This is a genomic window from Citrobacter sp. ANG330, from assembly GCF_047467925.1.
Lineage (GTDB): Bacteria > Pseudomonadota > Gammaproteobacteria > Enterobacterales > Enterobacteriaceae > Citrobacter_A > Citrobacter_A amalonaticus_G.
Window position 1 is genome coordinate 122,667 of sequence record NZ_JASJUI010000006.1, and the last position, 21,493, is coordinate 144,159.

23 protein-coding genes are annotated in these 21,493 nt (G+C 53.2%); 16 read left to right on the plus strand and 7 right to left on the minus strand.

All coding sequences use genetic code 11. The features are described 5' to 3' along the window. Positions 1 to 266 precede the first annotated feature (266 nt). Both QNN88_RS14795 and sstT read left to right on the plus strand, forming a co-directional pair. Complete coding sequence (locus tag QNN88_RS14795; RefSeq protein ID WP_414240893.1) at positions 267 to 1,232, plus strand: TerC family protein; 966 nt, start codon at positions 267 to 269, stop codon at positions 1,230 to 1,232. 253 nt (positions 1,233 to 1,485) lie between these two features. Beyond that, positions 1,486 to 2,730, plus strand: a complete 1,245-nt coding sequence (sstT, locus tag QNN88_RS14800) for a serine/threonine transporter SstT (RefSeq protein WP_414240894.1) — start codon at positions 1,486 to 1,488, stop codon at positions 2,728 to 2,730. 16 nt (positions 2,731 to 2,746) lie between these two features. Here the strand turns inward: sstT and QNN88_RS14805 are convergent, their stop codons facing one another. The 3 genes from QNN88_RS14805 to uxaC form a co-directional block, all read right to left on the minus strand. Then, positions 2,747 to 3,301 carry a YgjV family protein gene (locus QNN88_RS14805; RefSeq protein WP_414241027.1) on the minus strand — a complete coding sequence of 185 codons (555 nt, stop codon included), beginning with the start codon at positions 3,299 to 3,301 and terminating at the stop codon, positions 2,747 to 2,749. A 98-nt stretch (positions 3,302 to 3,399) separates the two neighbouring features. Beyond that, positions 3,400 to 4,887, minus strand: a complete 1,488-nt coding sequence (locus QNN88_RS14810) for a UxaA family hydrolase (protein WP_414240895.1) — start codon at positions 4,885 to 4,887, stop codon at positions 3,400 to 3,402. Between the two features lie 14 nt (positions 4,888 to 4,901). Then, the gene (uxaC, locus tag QNN88_RS14815) at positions 4,902 to 6,314 is read right to left on the minus strand and encodes a glucuronate isomerase (protein ID WP_414240896.1); all 1,413 of its coding nucleotides are present in this window, start codon (positions 6,312 to 6,314) and stop codon (positions 4,902 to 4,904) included. Positions 6,315 to 6,785: 471 nt separating this feature from the next. Here uxaC and exuT point away from each other — a divergent pair, with 471 nt between their 5' ends. The 12 genes from exuT (at position 6,786) to QNN88_RS14875 (ending at position 14,786) form a co-directional block, all read left to right on the plus strand. Continuing rightward, positions 6,786 to 8,087 (plus strand): hexuronate transporter ExuT, encoded by a 1,302-nt coding sequence (gene exuT, locus QNN88_RS14820; RefSeq protein WP_414240897.1) that lies wholly within the window; start codon positions 6,786 to 6,788, stop codon positions 8,085 to 8,087. Between the two features lie 137 nt (positions 8,088 to 8,224). Next, positions 8,225 to 9,001, plus strand: coding sequence for a transcriptional regulator ExuR (gene exuR, locus QNN88_RS14825; RefSeq protein ID WP_414240898.1), 777 nt, complete (start codon positions 8,225 to 8,227; stop codon positions 8,999 to 9,001). A 338-nt stretch (positions 9,002 to 9,339) separates the two neighbouring features. Next, positions 9,340 to 10,002 carry a DedA family general envelope maintenance protein YqjA gene (gene yqjA, locus QNN88_RS14830; protein ID WP_042325244.1) on the plus strand — a complete coding sequence of 221 codons (663 nt, stop codon included), beginning with the start codon at positions 9,340 to 9,342 and terminating at the stop codon, positions 10,000 to 10,002. Positions 10,003 to 10,005: 3 nt separating this feature from the next. Beyond that, on the plus strand, positions 10,006 to 10,389 hold the full coding sequence (gene mzrA / locus QNN88_RS14835; RefSeq protein WP_414240899.1) for an EnvZ/OmpR regulon moderator MzrA: 384 nt from the start codon (positions 10,006 to 10,008) through the stop codon (positions 10,387 to 10,389). 147 nt (positions 10,390 to 10,536) lie between these two features. Beyond that, the gene (locus QNN88_RS14840; RefSeq protein ID WP_414241028.1) at positions 10,537 to 10,905 is read left to right on the plus strand and encodes a DUF1090 domain-containing protein; all 369 of its coding nucleotides are present in this window, start codon (positions 10,537 to 10,539) and stop codon (positions 10,903 to 10,905) included. A gap of 33 nt (positions 10,906 to 10,938) precedes the next feature. Continuing rightward, positions 10,939 to 11,244, plus strand: coding sequence for a DUF883 family protein (locus QNN88_RS14845; protein ID WP_042325238.1), 306 nt, complete (start codon positions 10,939 to 10,941; stop codon positions 11,242 to 11,244). A gap of 2 nt (positions 11,245 to 11,246) precedes the next feature. Continuing rightward, entirely contained in the window at positions 11,247 to 11,651 is a 405-nt protein-coding gene (locus QNN88_RS14850) for a phage holin family protein (protein WP_414241029.1), read from the plus strand. Further along, positions 11,641 to 11,934 carry a YqjK-like family protein gene (locus QNN88_RS14855; RefSeq protein ID WP_414240900.1) on the plus strand — a complete coding sequence of 98 codons (294 nt, stop codon included), beginning with the start codon at positions 11,641 to 11,643 and terminating at the stop codon, positions 11,932 to 11,934. Before QNN88_RS14850 ends, QNN88_RS14855 begins: the two co-directional genes overlap by 11 nt. Positions 11,935 to 12,260: 326 nt before the next feature. Beyond that, on the plus strand, positions 12,261 to 12,653 hold the full coding sequence (locus QNN88_RS14860; RefSeq protein WP_040073926.1) for a DoxX family protein: 393 nt from the start codon (positions 12,261 to 12,263) through the stop codon (positions 12,651 to 12,653). A 70-nt stretch (positions 12,654 to 12,723) separates the two neighbouring features. Continuing rightward, entirely contained in the window at positions 12,724 to 13,713 is a 990-nt protein-coding gene (locus QNN88_RS14865; RefSeq protein WP_414240901.1) for a glutathione S-transferase family protein, read from the plus strand. Between the two features lie 123 nt (positions 13,714 to 13,836). Beyond that, positions 13,837 to 14,202: a DUF805 domain-containing protein gene (locus tag QNN88_RS14870; protein ID WP_044255823.1), complete on the plus strand. Its 366-nt coding sequence runs from the start codon at positions 13,837 to 13,839 to the stop codon at positions 14,200 to 14,202. Positions 14,203 to 14,426: 224 nt separating this feature from the next. Next, on the plus strand, positions 14,427 to 14,786 hold the full coding sequence (locus tag QNN88_RS14875; protein ID WP_414240902.1) for a DUF805 domain-containing protein: 360 nt from the start codon (positions 14,427 to 14,429) through the stop codon (positions 14,784 to 14,786). 50 nt (positions 14,787 to 14,836) lie between these two features. On the opposite strand, the gene yhaJ is transcribed toward QNN88_RS14875, so the two are convergent. Then, the gene (gene yhaJ / locus QNN88_RS14880) at positions 14,837 to 15,733 is read right to left on the minus strand and encodes a DNA-binding transcriptional regulator YhaJ (protein ID WP_414240903.1); all 897 of its coding nucleotides are present in this window, start codon (positions 15,731 to 15,733) and stop codon (positions 14,837 to 14,839) included. Positions 15,734 to 15,837: 104 nt separating this feature from the next. On the opposite strand from yhaJ, the gene QNN88_RS14885 reads away from it, so the two are divergent. Both QNN88_RS14885 and QNN88_RS14890 read left to right on the plus strand, forming a co-directional pair. Continuing rightward, complete coding sequence (locus QNN88_RS14885) at positions 15,838 to 16,539, plus strand: pirin family protein (protein ID WP_414240904.1); 702 nt, start codon at positions 15,838 to 15,840, stop codon at positions 16,537 to 16,539. Between the two features lie 19 nt (positions 16,540 to 16,558). After that, entirely contained in the window at positions 16,559 to 16,720 is a 162-nt protein-coding gene (locus QNN88_RS14890) for a hypothetical protein (RefSeq protein WP_414240905.1), read from the plus strand. 125 nt (positions 16,721 to 16,845) lie between these two features. On the opposite strand, the gene QNN88_RS14895 is transcribed toward QNN88_RS14890, so the two are convergent. From QNN88_RS14895 to tdcG, 3 genes are all read right to left on the minus strand, one after another. Next, positions 16,846 to 18,159, minus strand: coding sequence for a serine dehydratase subunit alpha family protein (locus QNN88_RS14895; protein WP_414240906.1), 1,314 nt, complete (start codon positions 18,157 to 18,159; stop codon positions 16,846 to 16,848). Positions 18,160 to 18,180: 21 nt separating this feature from the next. Next, positions 18,181 to 19,512 carry a hypothetical protein gene (locus QNN88_RS14900; RefSeq protein ID WP_414240907.1) on the minus strand — a complete coding sequence of 444 codons (1,332 nt, stop codon included), beginning with the start codon at positions 19,510 to 19,512 and terminating at the stop codon, positions 18,181 to 18,183. Positions 19,513 to 20,065: 553 nt separating this feature from the next. Then, positions 20,066 to 21,430: an L-serine ammonia-lyase gene (gene tdcG, locus QNN88_RS14905; protein WP_414241030.1), complete on the minus strand. Its 1,365-nt coding sequence runs from the start codon at positions 21,428 to 21,430 to the stop codon at positions 20,066 to 20,068. Positions 21,431 to 21,493 lie beyond the last annotated feature (63 nt).

Here is a 21,493-nt window from a genome sequence, read left to right on the forward strand (position 1 = left end):
TGTAAAACAGATGTTATGGGCCATTGACGGAATGCGTGGCCTGTCATATTTTGTTACCTGCAAAGGGGAGTAACTTCATTGTCGGTCGATCGTCATTACGATGTGTGAAAAACCATATCCGGTCACCGGGCAACGACAAAGGAATGCGGTAACGCATTCTTTTTTTGTTGTAAGTGAGACCTTGCCGGAAGGCGAGGTCTATGCATAAAAAAGCAGCGGCTGACGTCTTCCGACGTTGGCCGTTTTTTTATGTGTAAGGAATGAAGATGAATACTGTCGGCACACCGTTGTTATGGGGCGGATTCGCAGTCGTTGTGGTGATTATGCTGGCTATCGACCTCTTTTTACAGGGGCGTCGTGGCGTACATACAATGACCATGAAGCAAGCGGCTGCCTGGTCCCTGGTCTGGGTCACGCTCTCATTACTGTTTAACGCCGCCTTCTGGTGGTATCTGGTTCAAACCGAAGGCCGCGCCGTCGCCGATCCTCAGGCGCTGGCGTTCCTCACCGGCTATCTGATCGAAAAATCCCTCGCCGTTGATAACGTTTTTGTCTGGCTGATGCTGTTCAGTTACTTTTCCGTACCGCCTGCCCTGCAACGCCGGGTGCTGGTCTACGGCGTGCTGGGTGCCATTGTACTGCGTACGATAATGATTTTTGCCGGTACCTGGCTGATTACGCAGTTCGAATGGATGCTGTACGTGTTTGGCGCTTTCCTGCTGTTTACCGGGGTAAAAATGGCGCTGGCGAAAGAAGATGACGCCGGTATTGGCGATAAGCCGCTGGTGCGCTGGCTGCGCGGGCACCTGCGCATGACGGATACCATTGAGAACGAACACTTCTTCGTGCGTAAAAAGGGTCTGCTGTATGCCACGCCACTGCTGCTGGTGCTGATTCTGGTGGAACTGAGCGACGTGATTTTCGCGGTCGACAGTATTCCCGCCATCTTCGCTGTTACCACCGATCCGTTCATTGTACTGACCTCGAACCTGTTCGCGATCCTGGGCCTGCGTGCCATGTACTTCCTGCTATCGGGAGTGGCAGAGCGCTTCTCAATGCTGAAATACGGTCTGGCGGTGATCCTGGTATTTATCGGCATCAAGATGCTGATCGTGGACTTCTACCATATCCCCATTGCGATTTCGCTGGGCGTGGTGTTTGGCATCCTGGTCGTCACGTTGTTGATTAACGCCTGGGTTAACCACCAGCACGATAAGAAACAGCAGGCATAACGCCTCTTGTGCCGGGCGGCGCTAGCGCGTCCCCGGCCAATAGATACTTTGGCATCTGCGTTTTGTAGAACATGTCACAACATTGTTAATGCTAGGTTACAAAACATGACCACAGCATGAAATCCAGCATATTTCGCTTCCCGAAGCGTCATCTTTCCTTATACTCAACCAGGCAAACACTTTGTTACATCCGGAAAGAGGCGTCCACAGAACGCGCGAAGGATGAGCAACAACACACTGTAAGGATCAAGAAATGACTACGCAACGTTCATCGGGGCTGCTGCAGCGTTTGGCTCAAGGAAGCCTGGTAAAACAAATATTGGTAGGTCTCGTACTGGGGATTTTACTGGCATGGATTTCCAAACCGGCGGCTGAAGCCGTTGGCTTGCTCGGCACACTGTTCGTCGGCGCGTTAAAAGCCGTCGCCCCCGTTCTGGTTCTGATGCTGGTAATGGCGTCGATCGCCAACCATCAGCACGGGCAGAAAACCAGCATTCGCCCGATTCTGGTTCTCTATCTGTTGGGGACGTTTTCTGCGGCGCTCGCCGCGGTAGTCTTCAGCTTCGCCTTCCCTTCCACGCTGCATCTGGCCACCAGTTCGCATGATATCGTGCCGCCGTCAGGTATCGTGGAAGTGCTGCGCGGTTTGCTGATGAGCATGGTCTCTAATCCTATTGATGCGCTGCTGAATGCCAACTATATCGGCATTCTGGTCTGGGCGGTGGGTCTCGGCTTTGCCCTGCGTCACGGCAATGACACCACTAAAAACCTGGTCAATGACATGTCGAATGCCGTCACCTTTATGGTGAAACTGGTGATCCGCTTTGCTCCGATTGGTATTTTTGGTCTTGTCGCGTCGACCCTCGCCACCACCGGCTTCTCTACGCTGTGGGGTTACGCGCAACTGCTGGTTGTGCTGGTCGGTTGTATGGCATTAGTCGCGCTGGTGATCAACCCGCTGCTGGTGTTCTGGAAAATCCGTCGCAACCCGTATCCGTTGGTCTTTGCCTGCCTGCGTGAAAGTGGTGTTTATGCCTTTTTCACCCGCAGCTCTGCAGCGAATATCCCGGTGAACATGGCGCTGTGTGAAAAACTGAATCTGGATCGCGATACCTATTCCGTTTCGATTCCGCTGGGTGCCACCATCAATATGGCGGGCGCGGCGATCACCATTACCGTGTTGACGCTGGCGGCAGTGCATACGCTGGGCGTTCCGGTGGATCTGCCGACAGCGCTGCTGCTGAGCGTGGTCGCCTCGCTGTGTGCCTGCGGCGCATCCGGTGTTGCAGGTGGCTCGCTGCTGCTGATCCCGCTCGCCTGTAATATGTTTGGTATCCCGAACGATATCGCCATGCAGGTGGTTGCCGTTGGCTTTATCATCGGCGTGCTGCAGGATTCCTGTGAAACCGCGCTGAACTCGTCAACTGACGTTCTGTTTACCGCGGCGGCCTGTCAGGCTGAAGATGAACGCCTGGCGAATAACGCGCTGCGTAGCTAAGCTTTAAACCCTTCCGTCACCTGGCGGAAGGGTTTTCTTTCTGTACCGCATTCTCAATTTTGAATGGATCGATTCCCCGGCGTTTCATACGCCAGAAACGAATAATGTTCAGCCCGTTCATCACCAGAAAACTGCCTTCAATCAGCGTACCGCCGATCGATCCCAGCCAGAAGTTGTGTACCACCCAACAGGCAGTCGCACACCACATCACGCAGCGCACCGTTAATCCTTTACAGCGGAACAGCGCCCAGGTACTGGCGAGCGTGCCGATGATGGGCAGAATTTCCATCGCATGCTGGAGTTTCGCCAGCCCAAGTACCAGCGTGAGGATAATGAACAGCGCCATCACCCACAGTTTACGGGTGCGCATCGACACCAGGGTACGCACGGTATTGAGTTCCGCGCTCATCCCGGCGGGCCAGGCCCCCATCAGAAAGAAGTGTACGCCGATTGTGGCGCTATAGACGGCAAGCTGGAGTCGGAAGCGACGCTCGTCGCGGTTGAAAAACGTAGTAATGCCAATCAAAAACGCGAGCACACCAACGCCCTGAGCCAGCCAATACGCGGTCATAAACGACATCAACTCCATTAACAATGCCTGATGGCGCTGCGCTTATCCGGCCTGGCTGCGTAGGCCGGATAAGGCGTTTCGCCGTCATTCGGCACTTTTTACAACGTGACCCCGCTTTTAAAGATAGCCAGCTCGCGGAAATCATTGCGTTCGTTGCAGGTCTGCTTACCGTTGGCGAAATCGACGATGGTATCAATGAACTCATTCAGCAGTTGCGGCATCGCTTTACCGTGGATCAACTGGCCCGCATCAAAGTCGATCCAGTGCTTTTTCTTCGCCGCCAGTTCGCTGTTGGTGGCGATTTTTACCGTTGGCACAAACCCACCGTATGGCGTGCCACGACCGGTGCTGAACAACACCATATGACAACCGGCCCCCGCCAGCGCACTGGTGGCAACCGCATCATTTCCCGGCGCGCTCAGCAGATTCAGACCGTGGGTTTTCAGACGTTCGCCGTAGCGCAGCACGTCAACCACCTGACTGGAACCCGCTTTCTGCGTACAACCCAATGACTTATCTTCCAGCGTGGTGATCCCGCCGGCTTTGTTACCCGGTGAAGGGTTCTCGTAAATCGGCTGATTGTGGGCGATAAAATACTGTTTGAAGTCATTCACCATGGTCACCAGCTTGCCGAAGGTCTCTTCGTCGCGACAGTGACTCATCAGCAGTTGCTCCGCACCAAACATCTCCGGCACTTCGGTCAGTACAGTGGTGCCGCCGTTGGCTATCATATAGTCAGAGAAACGCCCCAGCATCGGGTTGGCGGTGATCCCGGAAAGCCCGTCAGAACCGCCACACTCCAGACCAAACTTTAGCTCGCTCAGTTTACCGGGCTCGCGCTTGTCATGACGCATCACCTCGTAAAGCTGATGGAGATGCTCAAGCCCGGCTTCTACTTCATCGTCCTGATGCTGACAAATCATAAAATGCACGCGCTCAGGGTCGAAGTCGCCCAGCGTTTCACGGAAGGCATCGACCTGATTGTTCTCACACCCCAGGCCAATCACCAGCACAGCGCCAGCGTTCGGATGATGTACCATGTTTTGCAGCATAGTGCGGGTATTGATGTGATCGTCGCCAAGCTGTGAACAGCCGTAGGTGTGGCTGAACAGGAAGACACCATCGGTGCCTTCCGCATCATTCGTCTCTTTCAGGAAACGGTTCTGGATCTGGCGCGCAATCCCGTTGACGCAGCCAACGGTCGGCAGGATCCAGAGTTCGTTTCGTACCCCGACGTCCCCATTAGCGCGACGATAAATCTGCACGTCGCGATCCGCAGGTTGCGCAGGTAGATCCTGAAAATCGGGTTGATAGCGATACTCATCCAAATCGCTCAGATTGGTGCGCGTATTGTGGGCGTGAATATGCTCACCCGCCGCAATGTCCGTCAAGGCATGGCCGATAGGCTGGCCATACTTCATCACGTACGCCCCTTTCTTGATGTCACTCAGCGCGAATTTATGTCCGCGAGCAACATCCTGGCGAAGCGTTACGGTGTGGTTGTCGACAGTGACTTCCGTTCCCTGCGCCAAATCAGCCAGCGCGACCGCAACGTTATCCTGCACATGGATTTTGATGTATTGCATATCAACCCCGGACCTTAGTTCAGTTCAATGGCGAAGTAATCACGCGCATTGTTAAAGCAAATATTTTTCACCATCTCGCCCAGCAGTTGACTATCTGCCGGCGCTTCACCGGCCTGTACCCAGCGGCCAATCATCTGGCAGAGAATGCGGCGGAAGTATTCGTGACGGGTATAAGACAGGAAGCTGCGGCTGTCGGTCAGCATGCCGACAAAGCGGCTTAACAGACCCAGTTGCGCCAGTTGCGTCATCTGACGCTCCATGCCGTCTTTCTGATCGTTGAACCACCAGCCGGAACCGAACTGCATCTTGCCCGGCATCCCTTCCCCCTGGAAGTTGCCGATCATGGTGCCCAGCACCTCGTTATCGCGCGGGTTCAGGCAATAAAGGATGGTTTTCGGCAGCAGATTCTCTTCATTCTGCTTGCTGAGCAGTTTTGATAACTCTTCCGCCATCGGACGGTCGTTGATGGAGTCAAAGCCTACATCCGGCCCTAACAGTTTGAACTGACGCAGATTGTTATTGCGCAGAGCGCCAATGTGGTACTGCTGTACCCAACCGCGACGCGCATATTCTGCGCCCAGGAATACCAGTACCGCCGTTTTGAACTGCGCCACTTCATGTTCGCTGAGCGTCTCGCCTGCCAGGCGACGTGCCAGAATACGGTCCAGTTCGCTTTCGTTTGATTCCGCAAACAGCACCACATCCAGCGCGTGGTCGGAAACTTTGCAGCCGTGCGCCGCGAAGTGATCCAGACGTTTCGTCAGCGCGCTTTGTAGATCGCTAAAGCGACGGATGTCAGTGTCTGAGACTTCACCCAGTTTCGCCATGTAATCGTTAAAGGTTGCCTGCTCGATATTAAAGGCTTTATCCGGACGCCAGCTCGGCAAAACTTTCACGGTGAAGCTGCTGTCTTTTGCGACCGCGGCGTGATGTTCCAGCGAATCAATCGGATCGTCAGTCGTACCGACCATTTTTACGTTCATCTGCTGCATGATGCCGCGCGCGGAGAACTTATCCTGCGCCAGCAGTTCGTTGCATTGGTTCCAGATTTCATCGGCGGTGGACGGGGAAAGCAGCTTGCCGGTCACACCAAACGGACGACGCAATTCAAGGTGTGTCCAGTGATATAGCGGGTTGCCGATCGTATGCGGAACGGTAGCCGCCCACGCGTCAAACTTCTCACGGTCGGAAGCGTCGCCGGTACACAGGCGCTCAGCGACACCGTTAGTGCGCATCGCGCGCCATTTGTAATGGTCGCCTTTCAGCCAGATGTCATACAGATTCTTGAACCGGTAGTCTTCGGCGATTTGCTGTGGCGGCAGATGGCAATGGTAATCGAAGATAGGCTGGTCTTTCGCATAATCATGATACAGACGGCGGGCAAATTCAGTATCAAGTAGAAAATCTTCAGTCATAAACGGGGTCATTATCGTCTTCCTCTCAACGAGTACGTCTGATTGCTTATGTAGCGATGCTGACAAAGTTATCACACCAATTTCCAGAGCCTGTAGAAATTTTCGTGAGATAGATCAATAAATGCTGACAAATTGTGTACCCTCGAAGAGGTAAACGCCTTCGCAGGCCGCGCCAACTCTGGCGTCATCAAATCGAAATAATAACCACGCTAAGATTCATACTTTTGTGATGGCACTCACCTTTTAAAGTTGTATGACAAGTTATCTTTCTGCCGTCGCGATACATAAGCCGACGGAATGCAAAGTTACCGATGATTCATCATCGGATTGACCGGTACGGAAACCGAATTAGCAAATTTAATTTATGGCAACGTTCGGGCGTACCGGCTTTTTTTTGGTTACCCCGTCGTAAACAGCATCCTCTGCCACGGGCAGGAAGATGACCGCGATCCTTGCGGAAATAACAAAACGATGAGGTTTTACATGCGTAAAATTAAAGGGTTACGTTGGTACATGATTGCACTGGTGACGCTTGGCACTGTGCTGGGTTACCTGACGCGTAACACTGTGGCGGCAGCTGCGCCAACTCTGATGGAAGAGTTGCACATCTCCACCCAACAGTACTCCTATATCATCGCAGCCTATTCTGCTGCTTACACTGTCATGCAACCTGTTGCGGGTTACGTGCTGGACATACTTGGAACCAAAGTCGGCTACGCGATGTTTGCCGTGCTATGGGCCGTTTTTTGTGGCGCAACCGCACTGGCGGGAAGCTGGGGTGGTCTGGCGCTGGCGCGTGGTGCGGTCGGTGCGGCTGAAGCGGCGATGATTCCGGCGGGTCTGAAAGCCAGTTCCGAATGGTTCCCGGCGAAAGAGCGCTCCATTGCGGTCGGCTACTTTAACGTCGGTTCCTCTATTGGTGCGATGATTGCCCCGCCGCTGGTTGTCTGGGCGATCGTGATGCACAGCTGGCAGATGGCCTTCATCATCTCTGGCGCCCTGAGCTTCATCTGGGCCATGTCCTGGCTTATCTTCTATAAACACCCGCGTGACCAGAAAAAACTGACGGACGAAGAGCGCGACTACATTATTAATGGTCAGGAAGCGCAGCACAAAAACAGCACCAAAAAGAAAATGTCTCTTGTGCAGATCCTGCGTAACCGCCAGTTCTGGGGTATCGCCCTGCCACGTTTCCTGGCAGAACCGGCCTGGGGGACATTCAACGCCTGGATCCCGCTGTTCATGTTCAAAGTTTATGGCTTTAACCTGAAAGAAATTGCGATGTTCGCCTGGATGCCGATGCTGTTCGCAGACCTGGGTTGCATCGTGGGCGGTTACCTGCCGCCGCTGTTCCAGCGCTGGTTTGGCGTCAACCTGATCGTTTCCCGTAAAATGGTCGTTACGCTGGGTGCCGTGCTGATGATTGGCCCGGGGATGATCGGTCTGTTCACCAGCCCGTACATCGCCATCATGCTGCTGTGTATAGGCGGCTTCGCTCACCAGGCCCTCTCCGGCGCGCTGATTACGCTCTCTTCTGACGTCTTCGGTCGTAACGAGGTGGCAACGGCGAACGGTCTGACCGGCATGTCCGCCTGGCTGGCAAGCACATTGTTTGCCCTGGTCGTCGGCGCGCTGGCTGACACCATCGGCTTCAGCCCGCTGTTTGCGGTACTGGCGGTATTTGATCTGCTCGGTGCGCTGGTTATCTGGACGGTGCTGCAAAACAAACCAGCCAGTGACGTCGATTCCGGCCCGCAGTTCGATAAACCGGCGGAGCAGAGTTAGCCTGACGGTGGATAAGACATAAGCAAATCAGGCCGTCTGCAGGCACTCGCAGGCGGCTTTTTCGTTTCTGCGTATAGAGCCAACCTCGCGAAAGTGGTATAACAAATACAGTCTGCCGTATCATGCCTGGAGTGCATATGGAAATCACTGAACCACGACGTTTATATCAACAACTTGCTGCTGACTTAAAAGAGCGCATCGAACAGGGCGTTTATCTGGTAGGCGACAAATTGCCTGCAGAACGTTTTATTGCCGATGAAAAAAATGTCAGCCGCACCGTGGTTCGTGAAGCCATCATCATGCTGGAAGTCGAAGGGTATGTTGAAGTCCGTAAAGGTTCCGGAATTCATGTGATTTCCAGTCAACCGCGTCACCAGCAGGCCACTAACGAATCACTGGAATTCGCTAACTACGGCCCTTTTGAATTGCTCCAGGCGCGCCAGCTTATCGAAAGCAATATTGCGGAATTTGCGGCAACGCAGGTCACCAAGCAGGACATCATGAAACTGATGGCTATCCAGGAACAGGCGCGCAACGAGAAATGTTTCCGCGATTCCGAATGGGATCTGCAATTCCATATTCAGGTAGCGTTAGCGACACAGAACTCTGCGCTGGCCGCTATCGTGGAAAAAATGTGGACGCAGCGTAGCCACAACCCGTACTGGAAGAAACTGCATGAACACATCGATTCGCGTACCGTAGATAACTGGTGCGACGACCACGATCAAATCCTTAAGGCGCTGATCCGCAAAGACCCGCATGCGGCAAAACTGGCGATGTGGCAGCATCTCGAAAATACGAAAATCATGCTGTTTAATGAAACAAGCGATGATTTTGAATTTAATGCCGACCGTTACCTGTTTGCTGAAAATCCGGTCGTTCATCTTGATACGGCGACTAACGCGACAAAATAAACGTTATTGATTCAACAGGCGCGGCACAGCGCCTGTCAGTAAGCGAAAGGTATAAAGTGTCAGCCTGTGTAAATCCTCTCGCCACCCTCCCCTGCGATCAGCAAAATCACCCTTCACGGACGTGTAATTTCTATAACGGACTACGTTGACCTTTGTTACAATTAGATGCAATTCGAATTTATGTTTGTTAGTGCTTGCTTACTTCATAACTTTTAACAGGGAATAGTTCAGGCCGCGGCTTTGCGCCGTCCGCACACCATGCAAAACATTAACAATGATGCGGCGTAGCAAACTGTTAAACCCGGCGTGACGTTAACCAATTCGACCTGGAATACTGAATGGAACTTTTGACTCAATTACTGCATGCCCTGTGGGCGCAGGATTTTGAAACACTGGCCAATCCTTCCATGATTGGCATGCTGTACTTCGTTTTATTTATGATTCTGTTTCTGGAAAACGGGTTGCTACCCGCTGCCTTTTTGCCCGGTGACAGTTTGCTGGTTTTAGTGGGCGTTTTGATTGCCAAAGGCGCAATGGGCTTTCCGCAAACCATTCTGTTGCTGACCGTGGCGGCAAGCCTCGGTTGCTGGCTGAGCTATATTCAGGGTCGATGGCTGGGCAATACCCGCATCGTACAAAACTGGTTATCGCACCTGCCCGCCCACTATCACCAACGCGCCCACCATCTGTTCCATAAACATGGTCTTTCCGCCCTGCTTATTGGCCGTTTTATCGCGTTTGTTCGTACCTTGCTGCCGACCATCGCGGGTTTATCCGGCCTGAACAATGCCCGCTTTCAATTTTTCAACTGGATGAGTGGCTTGCTGTGGGTGCTGATTTTAACCAGCCTGGGTTATCTGCTGGGGAAAACACCGGTATTTCTGAAGTATGAAGATCAACTGATGTCGTGCCTGATGCTGTTACCCGTCGTGCTGCTGGTTTTTGGCCTGGGCGGCTCACTGGTCGTCCTGTGGAAAAAGAAATACGGGAATCGAGGGTAAGGAATGCCGAAACCACACATCACGCTTAAACAACTGGGCTGGAGCACGGCCTTTCTGGTGGCATTAAGCGCCATGTTGTTGGTCTGGTCAGCGGTGCGTCAGCAAGAATCCACGCTGGCGATCCGTGCGGTCCATCAGGGCGCCAGCATGCCGGACGGTTTCTCGATCTGGCATCACCTCGACGCTAATGGCATTCGTTTTAAAAGCATTACACCGAAGAATGACACTTTGCTCATCACTTTCGATTCCAGCGCCCAGAGTGCCGCCGCCAAAGCGGTGCTTGATAAAACGCTGCCGCACGGCTACATCATCGCCCAACAGGATAACAGCAACCAGGCCGTACAGTGGTTGTCACGTTTACGCGATACCCCACATCGGATAGGGTAATCTCCAGGAATCCGAATCATATCACCCACTTTGGTGATTTCTACGATTAATGTCTATGATTAATGAGGCGATGGGGTTGCCCCGTCGCATATCACTGGATCATCGTTCCTGAATTCATGGGAACGAGTCACAATGGAAGGTTCAAGAATGAAATACCGCATTGCTTTCGCTATCTCCCTTTTCGCTCTTAGTGCTGGTAGCTACGCCAACACCCTCTGTCAGGAAAAAGAGCAGGACATTCAACGGGAAATCAGCTACGCCGAGAAGCACAATAACCAGAATCGTATCAATGGGCTGAAAAAAGCACTCAGCGAAGTCAGGGCCCACTGTACTGACAGCAAGCTGCGTGCCGATCATCAGGAAAAAATTGCTGAGCAGAAGGAAGAGATCGCCGAACGTCAGCGCGATCTCGCCGAAGCGAAGCAAAAAGGCGATGCGGACAAAATTGCCAAACGCGAGCGTAAACTGGCTGAAGCTCAGGCAGAACTGAAAGAGCTTGAGTCTCGCGACTACTAAGTATCAGTACCACTTACTCACCTGGAGAAAACTATGTCGAAAGAAAACACATCAGAACATCTGCGCGCTGAGTTGAAATCCCTGGCCGATACGCTGGAAGAGGTGTTGAACTCCTCTGGTGATAAATCGAAAGAAGAGTTGAGTAAGATCCGCAGCAAAGCCGAGCGTGCGCTGAAAGAGAGCCGCTATCGCCTCGGTGAAACGGGTGATGCCATTGCCAAACAGACCCGTGAAGCCGCTGCACGTGCTGACGACTATGTTCGCGAAAATCCGTGGACCGGCGTCGGGATTGGCGCGGCAGTAGGCGTCGTGCTTGGCGTTCTGTTGTCGCGTCGTTAATGATGGCGGATCCTCATCACGCACAAGGGCCCGGGAAAAGCGTTCTGGGTATCGGGCAGCGGATTGTCACTCTTCTCGTTGAGATGGTGGAAACCCGTCTGCGTCTGGCGGTGGTTGAGCTTGAAGAAGAAAAGGCGAACCTTTTTCAGCTTCTGCTGATGCTGGGACTGACCATGCTCTTCGCGGCATTTGGATTGATGAGCCTGATGGTGTTAATCATCTGGGCTATCGATCCGCAGTACCGGCTCAATGCGATGATCGCCACCACGGTCGTGCTGCTGGCGCTGGCGCTGATTGGCGGAATATGGACGCTGCGAAAAGCGCGGCGCTCTACATTGTTACGCCATACCCGCCATGAACTGGCGAATGACCGGGAATTGCTCGAGGAGGAGAGTCGTGAGCGGTAAAGTCGAACGTGAACAACGTAAGGCCCGACTGCTTCGTGAGATCCAACAGCAACGGCTGGATCTTTCAGCCAGTCGTCGTGACTGGCTGGAAGCCACGGGCGCTTATGATCGAGGCTGGAACACGCTATTGAGTTTGCGCTCCTGGGCGCTGGTCGGCAGCAGTGTGATGGCCGTCTGGACCATTCGCCACCCCAACATGCTCGTACGTTGGGCCCGGCGGGGTTTTGGCGTGTGGAGCGTCTGGAGACTGGCTAAAAAGACGCTACGCTCAACAGTAGCCTGATGGCGCTTCGCTTATCAGGCCTACGCACTCGACCTCTTCCTACTTCGCCTGATGGCGCTTCGCTTAACCGACTTTGACATTCACTATGTAGGCCGGATAAGGCGTAGCCGCCATCCGGCAACTGTACCGGAGCGCTTCGCTTATCCGATCGTCACTATCGCCTCACGACAAAATCAATTTTTTTGAAAAATATTGACAGTTTTCCTTGCTAACAATTCTCATTCTTCAAGATTATGATTCTCTCCATCGACAGCAATGACGCGGAACACCGCGAAATTGCGACAAAAAACAAGATGTATAGCCTGAGTGGTTTCCTGGAGAGAAGAATGAAAAAATTAGAAGATGTTGGTGTACTGGTAGCGCGTATCCTGATGCCAATCCTGTTTATTACCGCAGGTTGGGGAAAAATCACCGGTTACGCGGGCACCCAACAATATATGGAAGCGATGGGCGTTCCGGGATTCCTGCTGCCACTGACCATTTTGCTTGAATTTGGCGGCGGTCTGGCGATTCTGTTCGGTTTCCTGACGCGTACCACTGCGCTGTTTACCGCAGGCTTCACGTTGCTGACCGCGTTTATCTTCCACAGCAACTTTGCAGAAGGCGTGAACTCCCTGATGTTCATGAAAAACCTGACCATCGCTGGCGGCTTCCTGCTGCTGGGTATCACGGGTCCGGGCGCTTTCAGTATCGACCGTGTGCTGAACAAAAAATGGTAAGCACTCTATAATGAATGAAAAAGAACGAGGGGATCTTCTCCTCGTTTTTGCTATCTGAGGGAAAGAAATCATGGGACAACTGATCGACGGCGTCTGGCATGACACCTGGTATGACACCAAATCTACCGGGGGTAAATTTCAACGTTCTGTATCGGCATTCCGCAACTGGCTCACGGCGGATGGCGCGCCAGGTCCTTCCGGCGAAGGCGGTTTTGCTGCGGAAAAAGACCGCTATCACCTGTATATTTCACTCGCCTGTCCGTGGGCGCACCGTACGTTAATCCTGCGTAAGCTTAAGGGACTGGAACCATTTATCTCCGTCTCGGTCGTGAATCCACTCATGCTGGAAAACGGCTGGACCTTTGACGATGATTTCCCGGCGGCCACCGGCGATACTTTATATCAGCACGAATTTCTGTATCAGCTTTACCTGCACGCCGATCCCCACTATAGCGGTCGCGTCACCGTACCGGTGCTGTGGGATAAAAAAAATCATACGATTGTCAGCAATGAATCCGCTGAAATTATTCGCATGTTCAATACAGCATTTGATGCACTGGGCGCAAAAGCCGGCGACTATTATCCCGCTGAACTGCGCGATAAAATCGACGAGCTGAACGGCTGGATTTATGACAACGTCAACAATGGCGTTTACAAGGCCGGTTTTGCGACCAGCCAGCAAGCCTATGATGACGCCGTTGAGAATGTCTTTACCCATCTTGCCCGGCTGGAGCAGATCCTCGGTCAGCATCGCTATCTGACGGGCAATCGGCTGACAGAAGCAGATATTCGCTTGTGGACAACGCTAATCCGCTTTGATCCGGTCTACGTCACACATTTCAAATGCGATAAACACCGTATCAGCGATTATCTGAACTTGTATGGTTTTCTGCGTGATATTTATCAGATGCCAGGCATTGCGGAAACGGTCAATTTTGACCATATTCGCCACCACTATTTCCGCAGTCATAAGACCATTAACCCGACGGGTATTATCTCCATTGGCCCGTGGCAGGACCTTAACGAACCTCACGGACGTGACAGCCGTTTCGCCGAGTGAACTCAGGCACCCTTCAGGGTGCCTGCTCAATTTACCCTTCAAATATTTACCGCCTCATCATTCGCAACTATTCTTTCTTTGATTGCTTTAAAAACAAGTGATTGACACACGATTGAGGTAAAAATGGATTGGTACTTAAAGGTTTTAAGAAATTATATCGGCTTCGGCGGACGCGCCCGGCGGAAAGAGTACTGGATGTTTATTCTGGTCAACGTCATTCTGACATTCGTTCTCGGCGTACTGGATAAACTTCTGGGCTGGCAGCGTGCCGGAGGAGAGGGCATTCTGACAACGATTTACGGGATCCTCGTCTTTTTGCCCTGGTGGGCCGTACAGTTTAGACGTCTGCACGACACCGATCGATCGGCCTGGTGGCTGTTATTGTTACTGATCCCCGTCATCGGCTGGCTGGTGATCCTCATTTTTAACTGTCAGGATGGCACGCCCGGCGAAAACCGCTTCGGACCCGACCCGAAATCTCTCCCCTGAGAAAGTGAAAAGGCAGCGTTACCCGCTGCCTTGATCCTTTTATTAACGGTAAACTATTGTTCTGGTTCGTGCCCGGACATTAATTCAGAATCAAAACATATTATTTAAAACTATTAATAATAGATATATTCCTCTTAAATTTTCTTAAATGGTAAGAATGCAAATGACCTTCATAAAATACCATGATATATTTCGGCATCTTTTTTAATTAATAAGGATGTTATATGAATTGGTATTTGAGTGTAATAAAGAATTATACCGGCTTCAGCGGTCGTGCACGTCGAAAAGAGTACTGGATGTTTGTGTTAATCAACATGATCATCTGCGCAGTCCTGAATGTAATTCAGTCTGTAATTGGCATGGAAACACCCTATATATCAATCATTTATAGCCTTGGTGTTCTGCTGCCGAGCATTGCGGTGGCAATCCGTCGTTTACACGATACCGATCGCTCCGGCTGGTGGGTGCTGCTCAGCCTGATTCCGATTATCGGAACGGTCGTTATTATCATATTCCTGTGTCAGAACGGAACTGCCGGTGCTAACCGTTTCGGTGCCGATCCCAAGCAAAACGAGATCAATTAATCCTGTTTCGGGGCAATCTTTTTGCCCCGATATCAGTCACCTGTAACGCGTTATTTTTTCATAAAGAGTTTCGGTATTTCACGCAGGCACCAGGCCTTTGCTTCTCCCATACTGTCTCGCCGCCAGGCCATAATAATATCAATCTCGCTGGTCGATTCCGGGCTGACCACGCGCAGACGACCTTCGGCAATATCCTTTTCCACCAACGGATAAGGCATCGTCGCCACCCCTAATCCTGCCAGTAATGCCTGACGCTTATCTTCGATGGTGCTGACGGTGAGGCGCGCTTGTTTATCCAGCAGTTGCACTGTTAATACCGGCCGTTCACGCGCGGTATCCGCAACCGCGACACCGCGATATTTCACCCGCGTCACTTCTGATAACGGTTCCGGCTCCTGATGAATCGGGTGATCCGGCGCGGCGACATAGACGTTCATCAGGGTATACAGCTTGCGGGAGTTGATTTCAGATGACGAACGAAAGTGCATATCCGGGGCAACGACGATATCCGCCCGACCTTGTTCGAGCCGTTCCCACGCCCCCGCCAGCACCTCGGTGATCACTGAAAGCTGCGTGTTCGCTTTAACAGCCAGTTTGTCGATCAGCGGGAAAAAGGCCGGTGTCGGCACCAGCGCCTCGGTCACAATGGTCAGATGTGTTTCCCACCCACGCGCCAGCGCTTCGGCATCGGTGGTGAGCTTATCTGCCGCCTCCAGCAGGACGCGCCCTCTTTCCAGCAGCATACGCCCAACGTTGGTGAATTTTGTGCGGTGTCCGGAACGGTCAAACAGCACGACATCCAGTTCCTCTTCCAGCTTCTGCATGGTGTAGCTGAGTGCAGACGGCACGCGTCCTAGCTCATCTGCCGCTGCAGCAAAGCTACCACGGCGATCTATCGCGTCCATTACGCGTAATGCCTCAAGCGTTAACGCCCTTTCTTTGGCCATATCGTTCTCATTCAGGAAATTTGAACATACCGGGCAGAATATCTGGCTAACAATGCAGCGTCCAGCCCCTTAACATAAAAGGAAGTAAAGAGAGGTCAAGAACTATGATTACTACCCGAACAGCCAAACAATGCGGACAAGCAGACTACGGATGGCTGCAGGCCCGTTACACCTTCTCCTTTGGACACTATTTCGACCCAACATTGCTGGGCTATGCATCGCTGCGCGTGCTCAACCAGGAAGTGCTGGCGCCTGGCGCGTCCTTCCAGCCGCGCACCTGGCCGAAAGTGGACGTACTTAATCTGATTCTCGAGGGCGTTGCTGAGTATCGTGACAGTGAAGGCAACCATGTACAGGCCCAGGCGGGTGAAGTGTTGTTGCTCGCCGCCCAGCCGGGTATCAGCTACAGCGAGCATAACGTCAGCAAAGACAAACCGCTAACGCGTATGCAGCTATGGCTCGATGCCTGTCCTGAGCGCGAGAATGCTCTGGTGCAAAAGATAAAACTGGCGAAGGCCGAACAGCAGTTGATCGCCTCACCCAATGGTGAGAACGGCAGCCTGCAGTTGCGCCAGCAGGCGTGGGTGCACCATATCGAGCTGAATCAGGGCGAATCGCTGAGTTTTCAGCTTCACGGCCCGCGCGCCTATTTGCAGTCGATTCACGGTACCTTTCACGCCATTACCCGCGATGAAGCGCGTGAAGCGCTGACCTGTGGTGATGGCGCTTTTATTCGTGATGAAGCTAACATAACGCTCGTTGCCGATACGCCTTTGCGTGCTTTGCTGATAGATTTGCCAGTGTAATGGGTAACGGGAGTTGTATATGAGTAAGAAAGCGAAAAAACAGGCCCCGACAGTAAAAGTGACAACGGCAGAAACCGACGCCGCGCCCCGTGCATTTGACTACGAGGCGATGCTGACCGAGCTGGAAGCGATTGTGGCTGACGCCGAAGTTCGGCTGGCCGAGGAAGAAGCCGCCGCCTGATCCCCGTTGCCGGATGACGGCGCAAGCGCCTTGTCCGGCCTACATCCATTTTTTACCATCGGCGCTGTAAGCGTGGTTTCTGTAGGCCCGATAAGCGAAGCGCCATCGGGCAATCAGACATCCGGTTAATGCGCTTTACGCGCCATGATCTCGATAATTTGCTTATCCGTTTGCTGCATGGAATGACACGCCAGGGCGCACAGGTTGGATATGGACTGTTCGACATCGTGCGCCACAATCCCTTCGTTTCCCGTCACGGCAGTCTCGTCCAGCGCCATCAGGACAGCCTTCCACGCCGCCGATGCGCTGGTAGAGACTTTCATCGCACAGCTGTTCGATGCGCCATCGCAAATCATTCCGCTTACATCGCCAATCATGCTGCTGATCGCCATCGAAATCGTGCGATAGCGCCCTTCGTCCACCAGCCAGGCCATCCCCGCCGCCGCGCCCATTGCCGCCGTTGTTGCCGCGCATAGCGCCGACAACCGCGGAAGTTGATGATGAATATAGATAGCGCTCAGATGGGAAAGCATCAGTGCGCGCGCCAGTTTTTCTTCATCTGCGCCAAAGTGCTCCGCGACAACCATCACGGGCACCGTGGCGGTGATCCCCTGATTGCCGGAACCGGAGTTACTCATGGCAGGCAACGTCGCACCGCCCATGCGCGCATCTGAGGCCGCGCTGGTCCGGATCAGGATCGTCGTCGAAAGATCGTTAGCCAGCAGACCACGCGCGCACTGCTTTTGCAGCGTCGCACCGATATGCAGTCCCCAGGTTCCGCGTAGCCCCTCTTGTGACAGCGCGCCGTTGAGTCGGGCTGCATCAAGAATAAAGCGAATATCCTCAAACGGAACCGCATTCACAAACGCCAGGATCTCCTCCAGAGAGGTCTTAGACAACACCGCCAGCGGCGACTCGTGTTCCTCACCATTCGTCCCCGCTTCCTGCGCAAATTTGACGCCGGTATGCGTTTCGATACGCACGATATGGGTATGACCGCCAACAATCGTGACGCACGCCCAGCCGTCACGGCTATAGACCTTTGCCCGGGAAAACAGAATGTCATCACAGGGTTGCTGCAACATCACTGACACCTTACCGGCTTTCAGCATAGTTTTCGCATCGGCAATCGCCTGGGCAGAGGCATCTTTCAGCACCTCCAGTCCGGCATTTGCATTCCCGCCCAGCGCCCCCAGCGCAGCGGCGATGGGCAGTCCAACCATACCGGTTCCCGGCACCGTTACCCCCAGTCCGTTTTTCATCAGATTGGGCGAGACCCAGGCATCGATACGCTCAACCGCGCCGTTTAATTCAGAGGCCGCAACCGCCGCCGCCAGCGCCAGCGAAATGGGCTCCGTACAGCCAAGCGCGGGTTTCACCTCCTCCTGAACGGCGAGGATGAAACGCTGCCACAACGGATTTTCTTTAGTCTCAAACATAACAACAACCTTCAGGATATATCAGGAAAATGCCAGGAACGGAGATACGCACAGCAACAAACCGGTGACGATAATCAGATACAGCGACGCCCCTTTGTATTTGTGCAGCGCCGGAACTTTGTAGACCAGCCAGGCGGGGATCAGACATCCCACCATGCCGAAAATTGGACTACAGATGGATGTAAAACTCAGTACCGGCGCGTTGAGCACGATGGCGCTCCATGCCAGTAAGATGGCGAACAGCATGATGCCGCGCTGCACCAGCGTTTCGTTGATCTTCTCAGCAGGCATCTTACGGCGCAGGATATTCATCACGATCCCTTGCGTCGCTTCGCGAAAGCCCAGGTAAACCCCGAAAAACGCCGTCATTACCGCAAAAATATTGAGGATCACGCTGACCACTTTCACCCACCCCGCACCCGCGCCGCTAATAAACTGAGCGGCAATCGCCAGGGCAGAAATATTCTGCTCGTAAGCTTTTACTGCTTCGTCGTGCCCCATCGCCAGCGTAAAGGAGACGGCGTAGAAGAAGACGGTGACAAATAAAATGCCGAAGGCAATATTCATGGCGCGCAGCGCTTTGTGGCGCGCCACCTCAACGGATTTCTCACGGGAACGGTAGGAGATCACCATCGGACTCAGGGTCTGGATAAACAGGATCGAGGTCAGGGTAAACGGCAGTGTGATAATCGCATTCTTCACCAGCAACGCCATCGGTGGCAACGCGCCAATATTGTACAGGTGCCACATGCCAACCATCGACACGCCCAGCGCCGCCACAACCAGCAGTTTAGTCAGCACCATGCCGGTCGAGATTTTGAACAACAGCTTTTCGCCGCGTGATGAGATGGCGACCAGGATGCAGATCAGCAGCAGGCCATAAAACGGGCTGTCGGAAAGCAGTCCCTCGGTTACGCCAAAAGTGTGCAGGTAAGAGGCGCTGTCGTTGGTGATCGCGGTGGAATAGACGAACATCCAGATAACCAGCATCACAAAGTACAGTGCGCCTAACAGGATGCCCCAGTTTTTCCCCAGATACCCGCTGATGACGCTGGGATAATCTTTGCATTCCGGGGACTCCGCCAGCGTATTAATAAACAGACGCTGGAACAGATACATCGCGGGATAACCGATAATCGATGAGAGCAAAAAGACCCACAGTCCCATCAAACCGACCTGCACCGGGAGAAAAACGATCCCTGCGCCAATCGCCATCCCAATACTCATGATGACCCAGCCGGTGTCGATGCTGTCGAATTTAATCGCTTCCCGCCATTCGCTTTCTGTCATTCCCGCCCGGCGCGCCGGGGCGCTGGCGTCGAGCACTACGCTGCTGTTCGTTGCCGTTTCCATAAAATTCTCGCTCATTTTGTAGGGTACATTTTTATTTTTTGTCGTGCCGCATCAAGGCGATACGCGGTACGGGGAAGTGCAGGCGAGTCGTTAGAATGGGAAAAGCATACCCCTGGAAGCAGAGAAAAACTTTACAAACAAACCCCTGTATTTTCTAAAAGTTAATAAATATTTTCTCTTTTTAAACACTTAAGTGGATTTAAATTTTCTTTTTGAAGGCGATCACAACAAAAAAGCACACCGAAGTGTGCTTTTAGATGGCTGACAATGAATGAAATGCCCGATGGCGCAAGCTTATCGGGCCTACGAACTGTGAACGATGAACCTGTAGGCCGGATAAGGCGACTGCCGTCATCCGGCAAAACAACCAAATGCCCGGTGGTGCAAGCTTATCGGGCCTGTGAACGATGAACATCCAGGCCGGATAAGGCGACTGCCGTCATCCGGCAAAACGACCACATGCCCGATGGCGCAAGCTTATCGAGCCTGTGAACGATGAACCTGTAGGCCGGATAAGGCGACTGCCGTCATCCGGCAAGCTTTCTGGCGTTCGCTAATTACACACCACTTTAATCGCCAGACCGCCGCGCGACGTTTCGCGGTACTTATCGTTCATGTCTTTACCCGTTTCGTACATGGTCTCAATCACTTTATCCAGTGAGACACGGGGTTCGGAGGTTCGCCGCAACGCCATACGCGCAGCATTGACCGCTTTTACTGCGTTAATCGCATTGCGTTCAATACACGGAATCTGCACTTGCCCGGCTACCGGATCGCAGGTCAGGCCGAGGTTATGCTCCATCGCAATTTCCGCGGCGATGCAAACTTGTGCCGGACTCCCGCCGAGCAGCTCGGTTAATCCCGCCGCCGCCATGGAACTGGCCACACCGATTTCCCCCTGACAGCCAACTTCCGCCCCGGAAATTGACGCATTCATTTTGTACAGTGCTCCGATAGCCCCCGCCGCTAACAGATAGCGGGCAATGGAATTGGCATTCACCGGACGACGGAATTTATCGTAATAGGCCAGCACAGCTGGAATAATGCCGCATGCGCCGTTAGTCGGTGCCGTCACCACACGCCCGCCTGCAGCATTTTCTTCACTGACGGCGAGAGCGAACATGTTAATCCAGTCGATGACGTTCATCGGGTCGCTGGAGAGGTTGTCGCTGGAGACCAGCAAGCGGCGTAATGCCACCGCACGGCGCGGTACATTCAGCGGGCCGGGTAAAACACCCTCAGTATTCATCCCACGTTCAATACCGGCATGCATCACTTCCCAAATCTGCGCGAATCCGGCATCAATCTCCGCCTTGCTGCGCAGCGCCAGTTCGTTTTGCATCATCAGCCCGGAGACCGAAAGCCCATTGCGTTCGCACAGTTTCAGCAATTCGCTGGCGGAATGAAAATCATAGGGGACCGGCGCTTCCACGTCATGCGCCTGACCAAAGCGCTCTTCGTCCACGATAAACCCGCCGCCAATCGAGTAGTAGGTTTTACACAGCAGCGTCTCCTGGTTTTCCCAGGCGGTGATCCGCATGCCGTTCTCATGTCGTGGCAGCGTTTCTTCATGGAAGAGAATGCTGTCGGCGACCGGGAAATCAACGACGTGAGTACCTTCAGCGACCGGTAAGCGACCGGTTCGGGTCACTTCGCCAATAAACGCGGGGATGGCGTCAATATTGACACTTTGTGGGCTGCTTCCGGCCAGCCCCATCATAATAGCGGTATCAGTCGCGTGGCCTTTTCCGGTCAGCGACAACGAACCATACAGATCAACCGATATGCGCGTCGTGCGCGATAAGCTTCCACTGCTGACCAGTTGATCGATAAACCGTTTTCCTGCATTCATCGGCCCTACGGTATGTGAACTGGAAGGACCAATGCCAGGTTTGAAAATATCGAATGCGCTAATCATTTCTACACCCTCGGACTCGTTCAGTGGAGACCAGGTTTTCATACGCATAATGACTCGGGGCGA

Excerpts from the sequence above, each read along its gene's own strand:
- QNN88_RS14795 (WP_414240893.1), top strand. The coding sequence starts at position 267 with ATGAATACTGTCGGCACACCGTTGTTATGGGGCGGATTCGCAGTCGTT.
- sstT (WP_414240894.1), top strand. The coding sequence starts at position 1,486 with ATGACTACGCAACGTTCATCGGGGCTGCTGCAGCGTTTGGCTCAAGGA.
- QNN88_RS14805 (WP_414241027.1), bottom strand. The coding sequence starts at position 3,301 with ATGACCGCGTATTGGCTGGCTCAGGGCGTTGGTGTGCTCGCGTTTTTG.
- QNN88_RS14810 (WP_414240895.1), bottom strand. The coding sequence starts at position 4,887 with ATGCAATACATCAAAATCCATGTGCAGGATAACGTTGCGGTCGCGCTG.
- uxaC (WP_414240896.1), bottom strand. The coding sequence starts at position 6,314 with ATGACCCCGTTTATGACTGAAGATTTTCTACTTGATACTGAATTTGCC.
- exuT (WP_414240897.1), top strand. The coding sequence starts at position 6,786 with ATGCGTAAAATTAAAGGGTTACGTTGGTACATGATTGCACTGGTGACG.
- exuR (WP_414240898.1), top strand. The coding sequence starts at position 8,225 with ATGGAAATCACTGAACCACGACGTTTATATCAACAACTTGCTGCTGAC.
- yqjA (WP_042325244.1), top strand. The coding sequence starts at position 9,340 with ATGGAACTTTTGACTCAATTACTGCATGCCCTGTGGGCGCAGGATTTT.
- mzrA (WP_414240899.1), top strand. The coding sequence starts at position 10,006 with ATGCCGAAACCACACATCACGCTTAAACAACTGGGCTGGAGCACGGCC.
- QNN88_RS14840 (WP_414241028.1), top strand. The coding sequence starts at position 10,537 with ATGAAATACCGCATTGCTTTCGCTATCTCCCTTTTCGCTCTTAGTGCT.
- QNN88_RS14845 (WP_042325238.1), top strand. The coding sequence starts at position 10,939 with ATGTCGAAAGAAAACACATCAGAACATCTGCGCGCTGAGTTGAAATCC.
- QNN88_RS14850 (WP_414241029.1), top strand. The coding sequence starts at position 11,247 with ATGGCGGATCCTCATCACGCACAAGGGCCCGGGAAAAGCGTTCTGGGT.
- QNN88_RS14860 (WP_040073926.1), top strand. The coding sequence starts at position 12,261 with ATGAAAAAATTAGAAGATGTTGGTGTACTGGTAGCGCGTATCCTGATG.
- QNN88_RS14865 (WP_414240901.1), top strand. The coding sequence starts at position 12,724 with ATGGGACAACTGATCGACGGCGTCTGGCATGACACCTGGTATGACACC.
- QNN88_RS14870 (WP_044255823.1), top strand. The coding sequence starts at position 13,837 with ATGGATTGGTACTTAAAGGTTTTAAGAAATTATATCGGCTTCGGCGGA.
- QNN88_RS14875 (WP_414240902.1), top strand. The coding sequence starts at position 14,427 with ATGAATTGGTATTTGAGTGTAATAAAGAATTATACCGGCTTCAGCGGT.
- yhaJ (WP_414240903.1), bottom strand. The coding sequence starts at position 15,733 with ATGGCCAAAGAAAGGGCGTTAACGCTTGAGGCATTACGCGTAATGGAC.
- QNN88_RS14885 (WP_414240904.1), top strand. The coding sequence starts at position 15,838 with ATGATTACTACCCGAACAGCCAAACAATGCGGACAAGCAGACTACGGA.
- QNN88_RS14890 (WP_414240905.1), top strand. The coding sequence starts at position 16,559 with ATGAGTAAGAAAGCGAAAAAACAGGCCCCGACAGTAAAAGTGACAACG.
- QNN88_RS14895 (WP_414240906.1), bottom strand. The coding sequence starts at position 18,159 with ATGTTTGAGACTAAAGAAAATCCGTTGTGGCAGCGTTTCATCCTCGCC.
- QNN88_RS14900 (WP_414240907.1), bottom strand. The coding sequence starts at position 19,512 with ATGGAAACGGCAACGAACAGCAGCGTAGTGCTCGACGCCAGCGCCCCG.
- tdcG (WP_414241030.1), bottom strand. The coding sequence starts at position 21,430 with ATGATTAGCGCATTCGATATTTTCAAACCTGGCATTGGTCCTTCCAGT.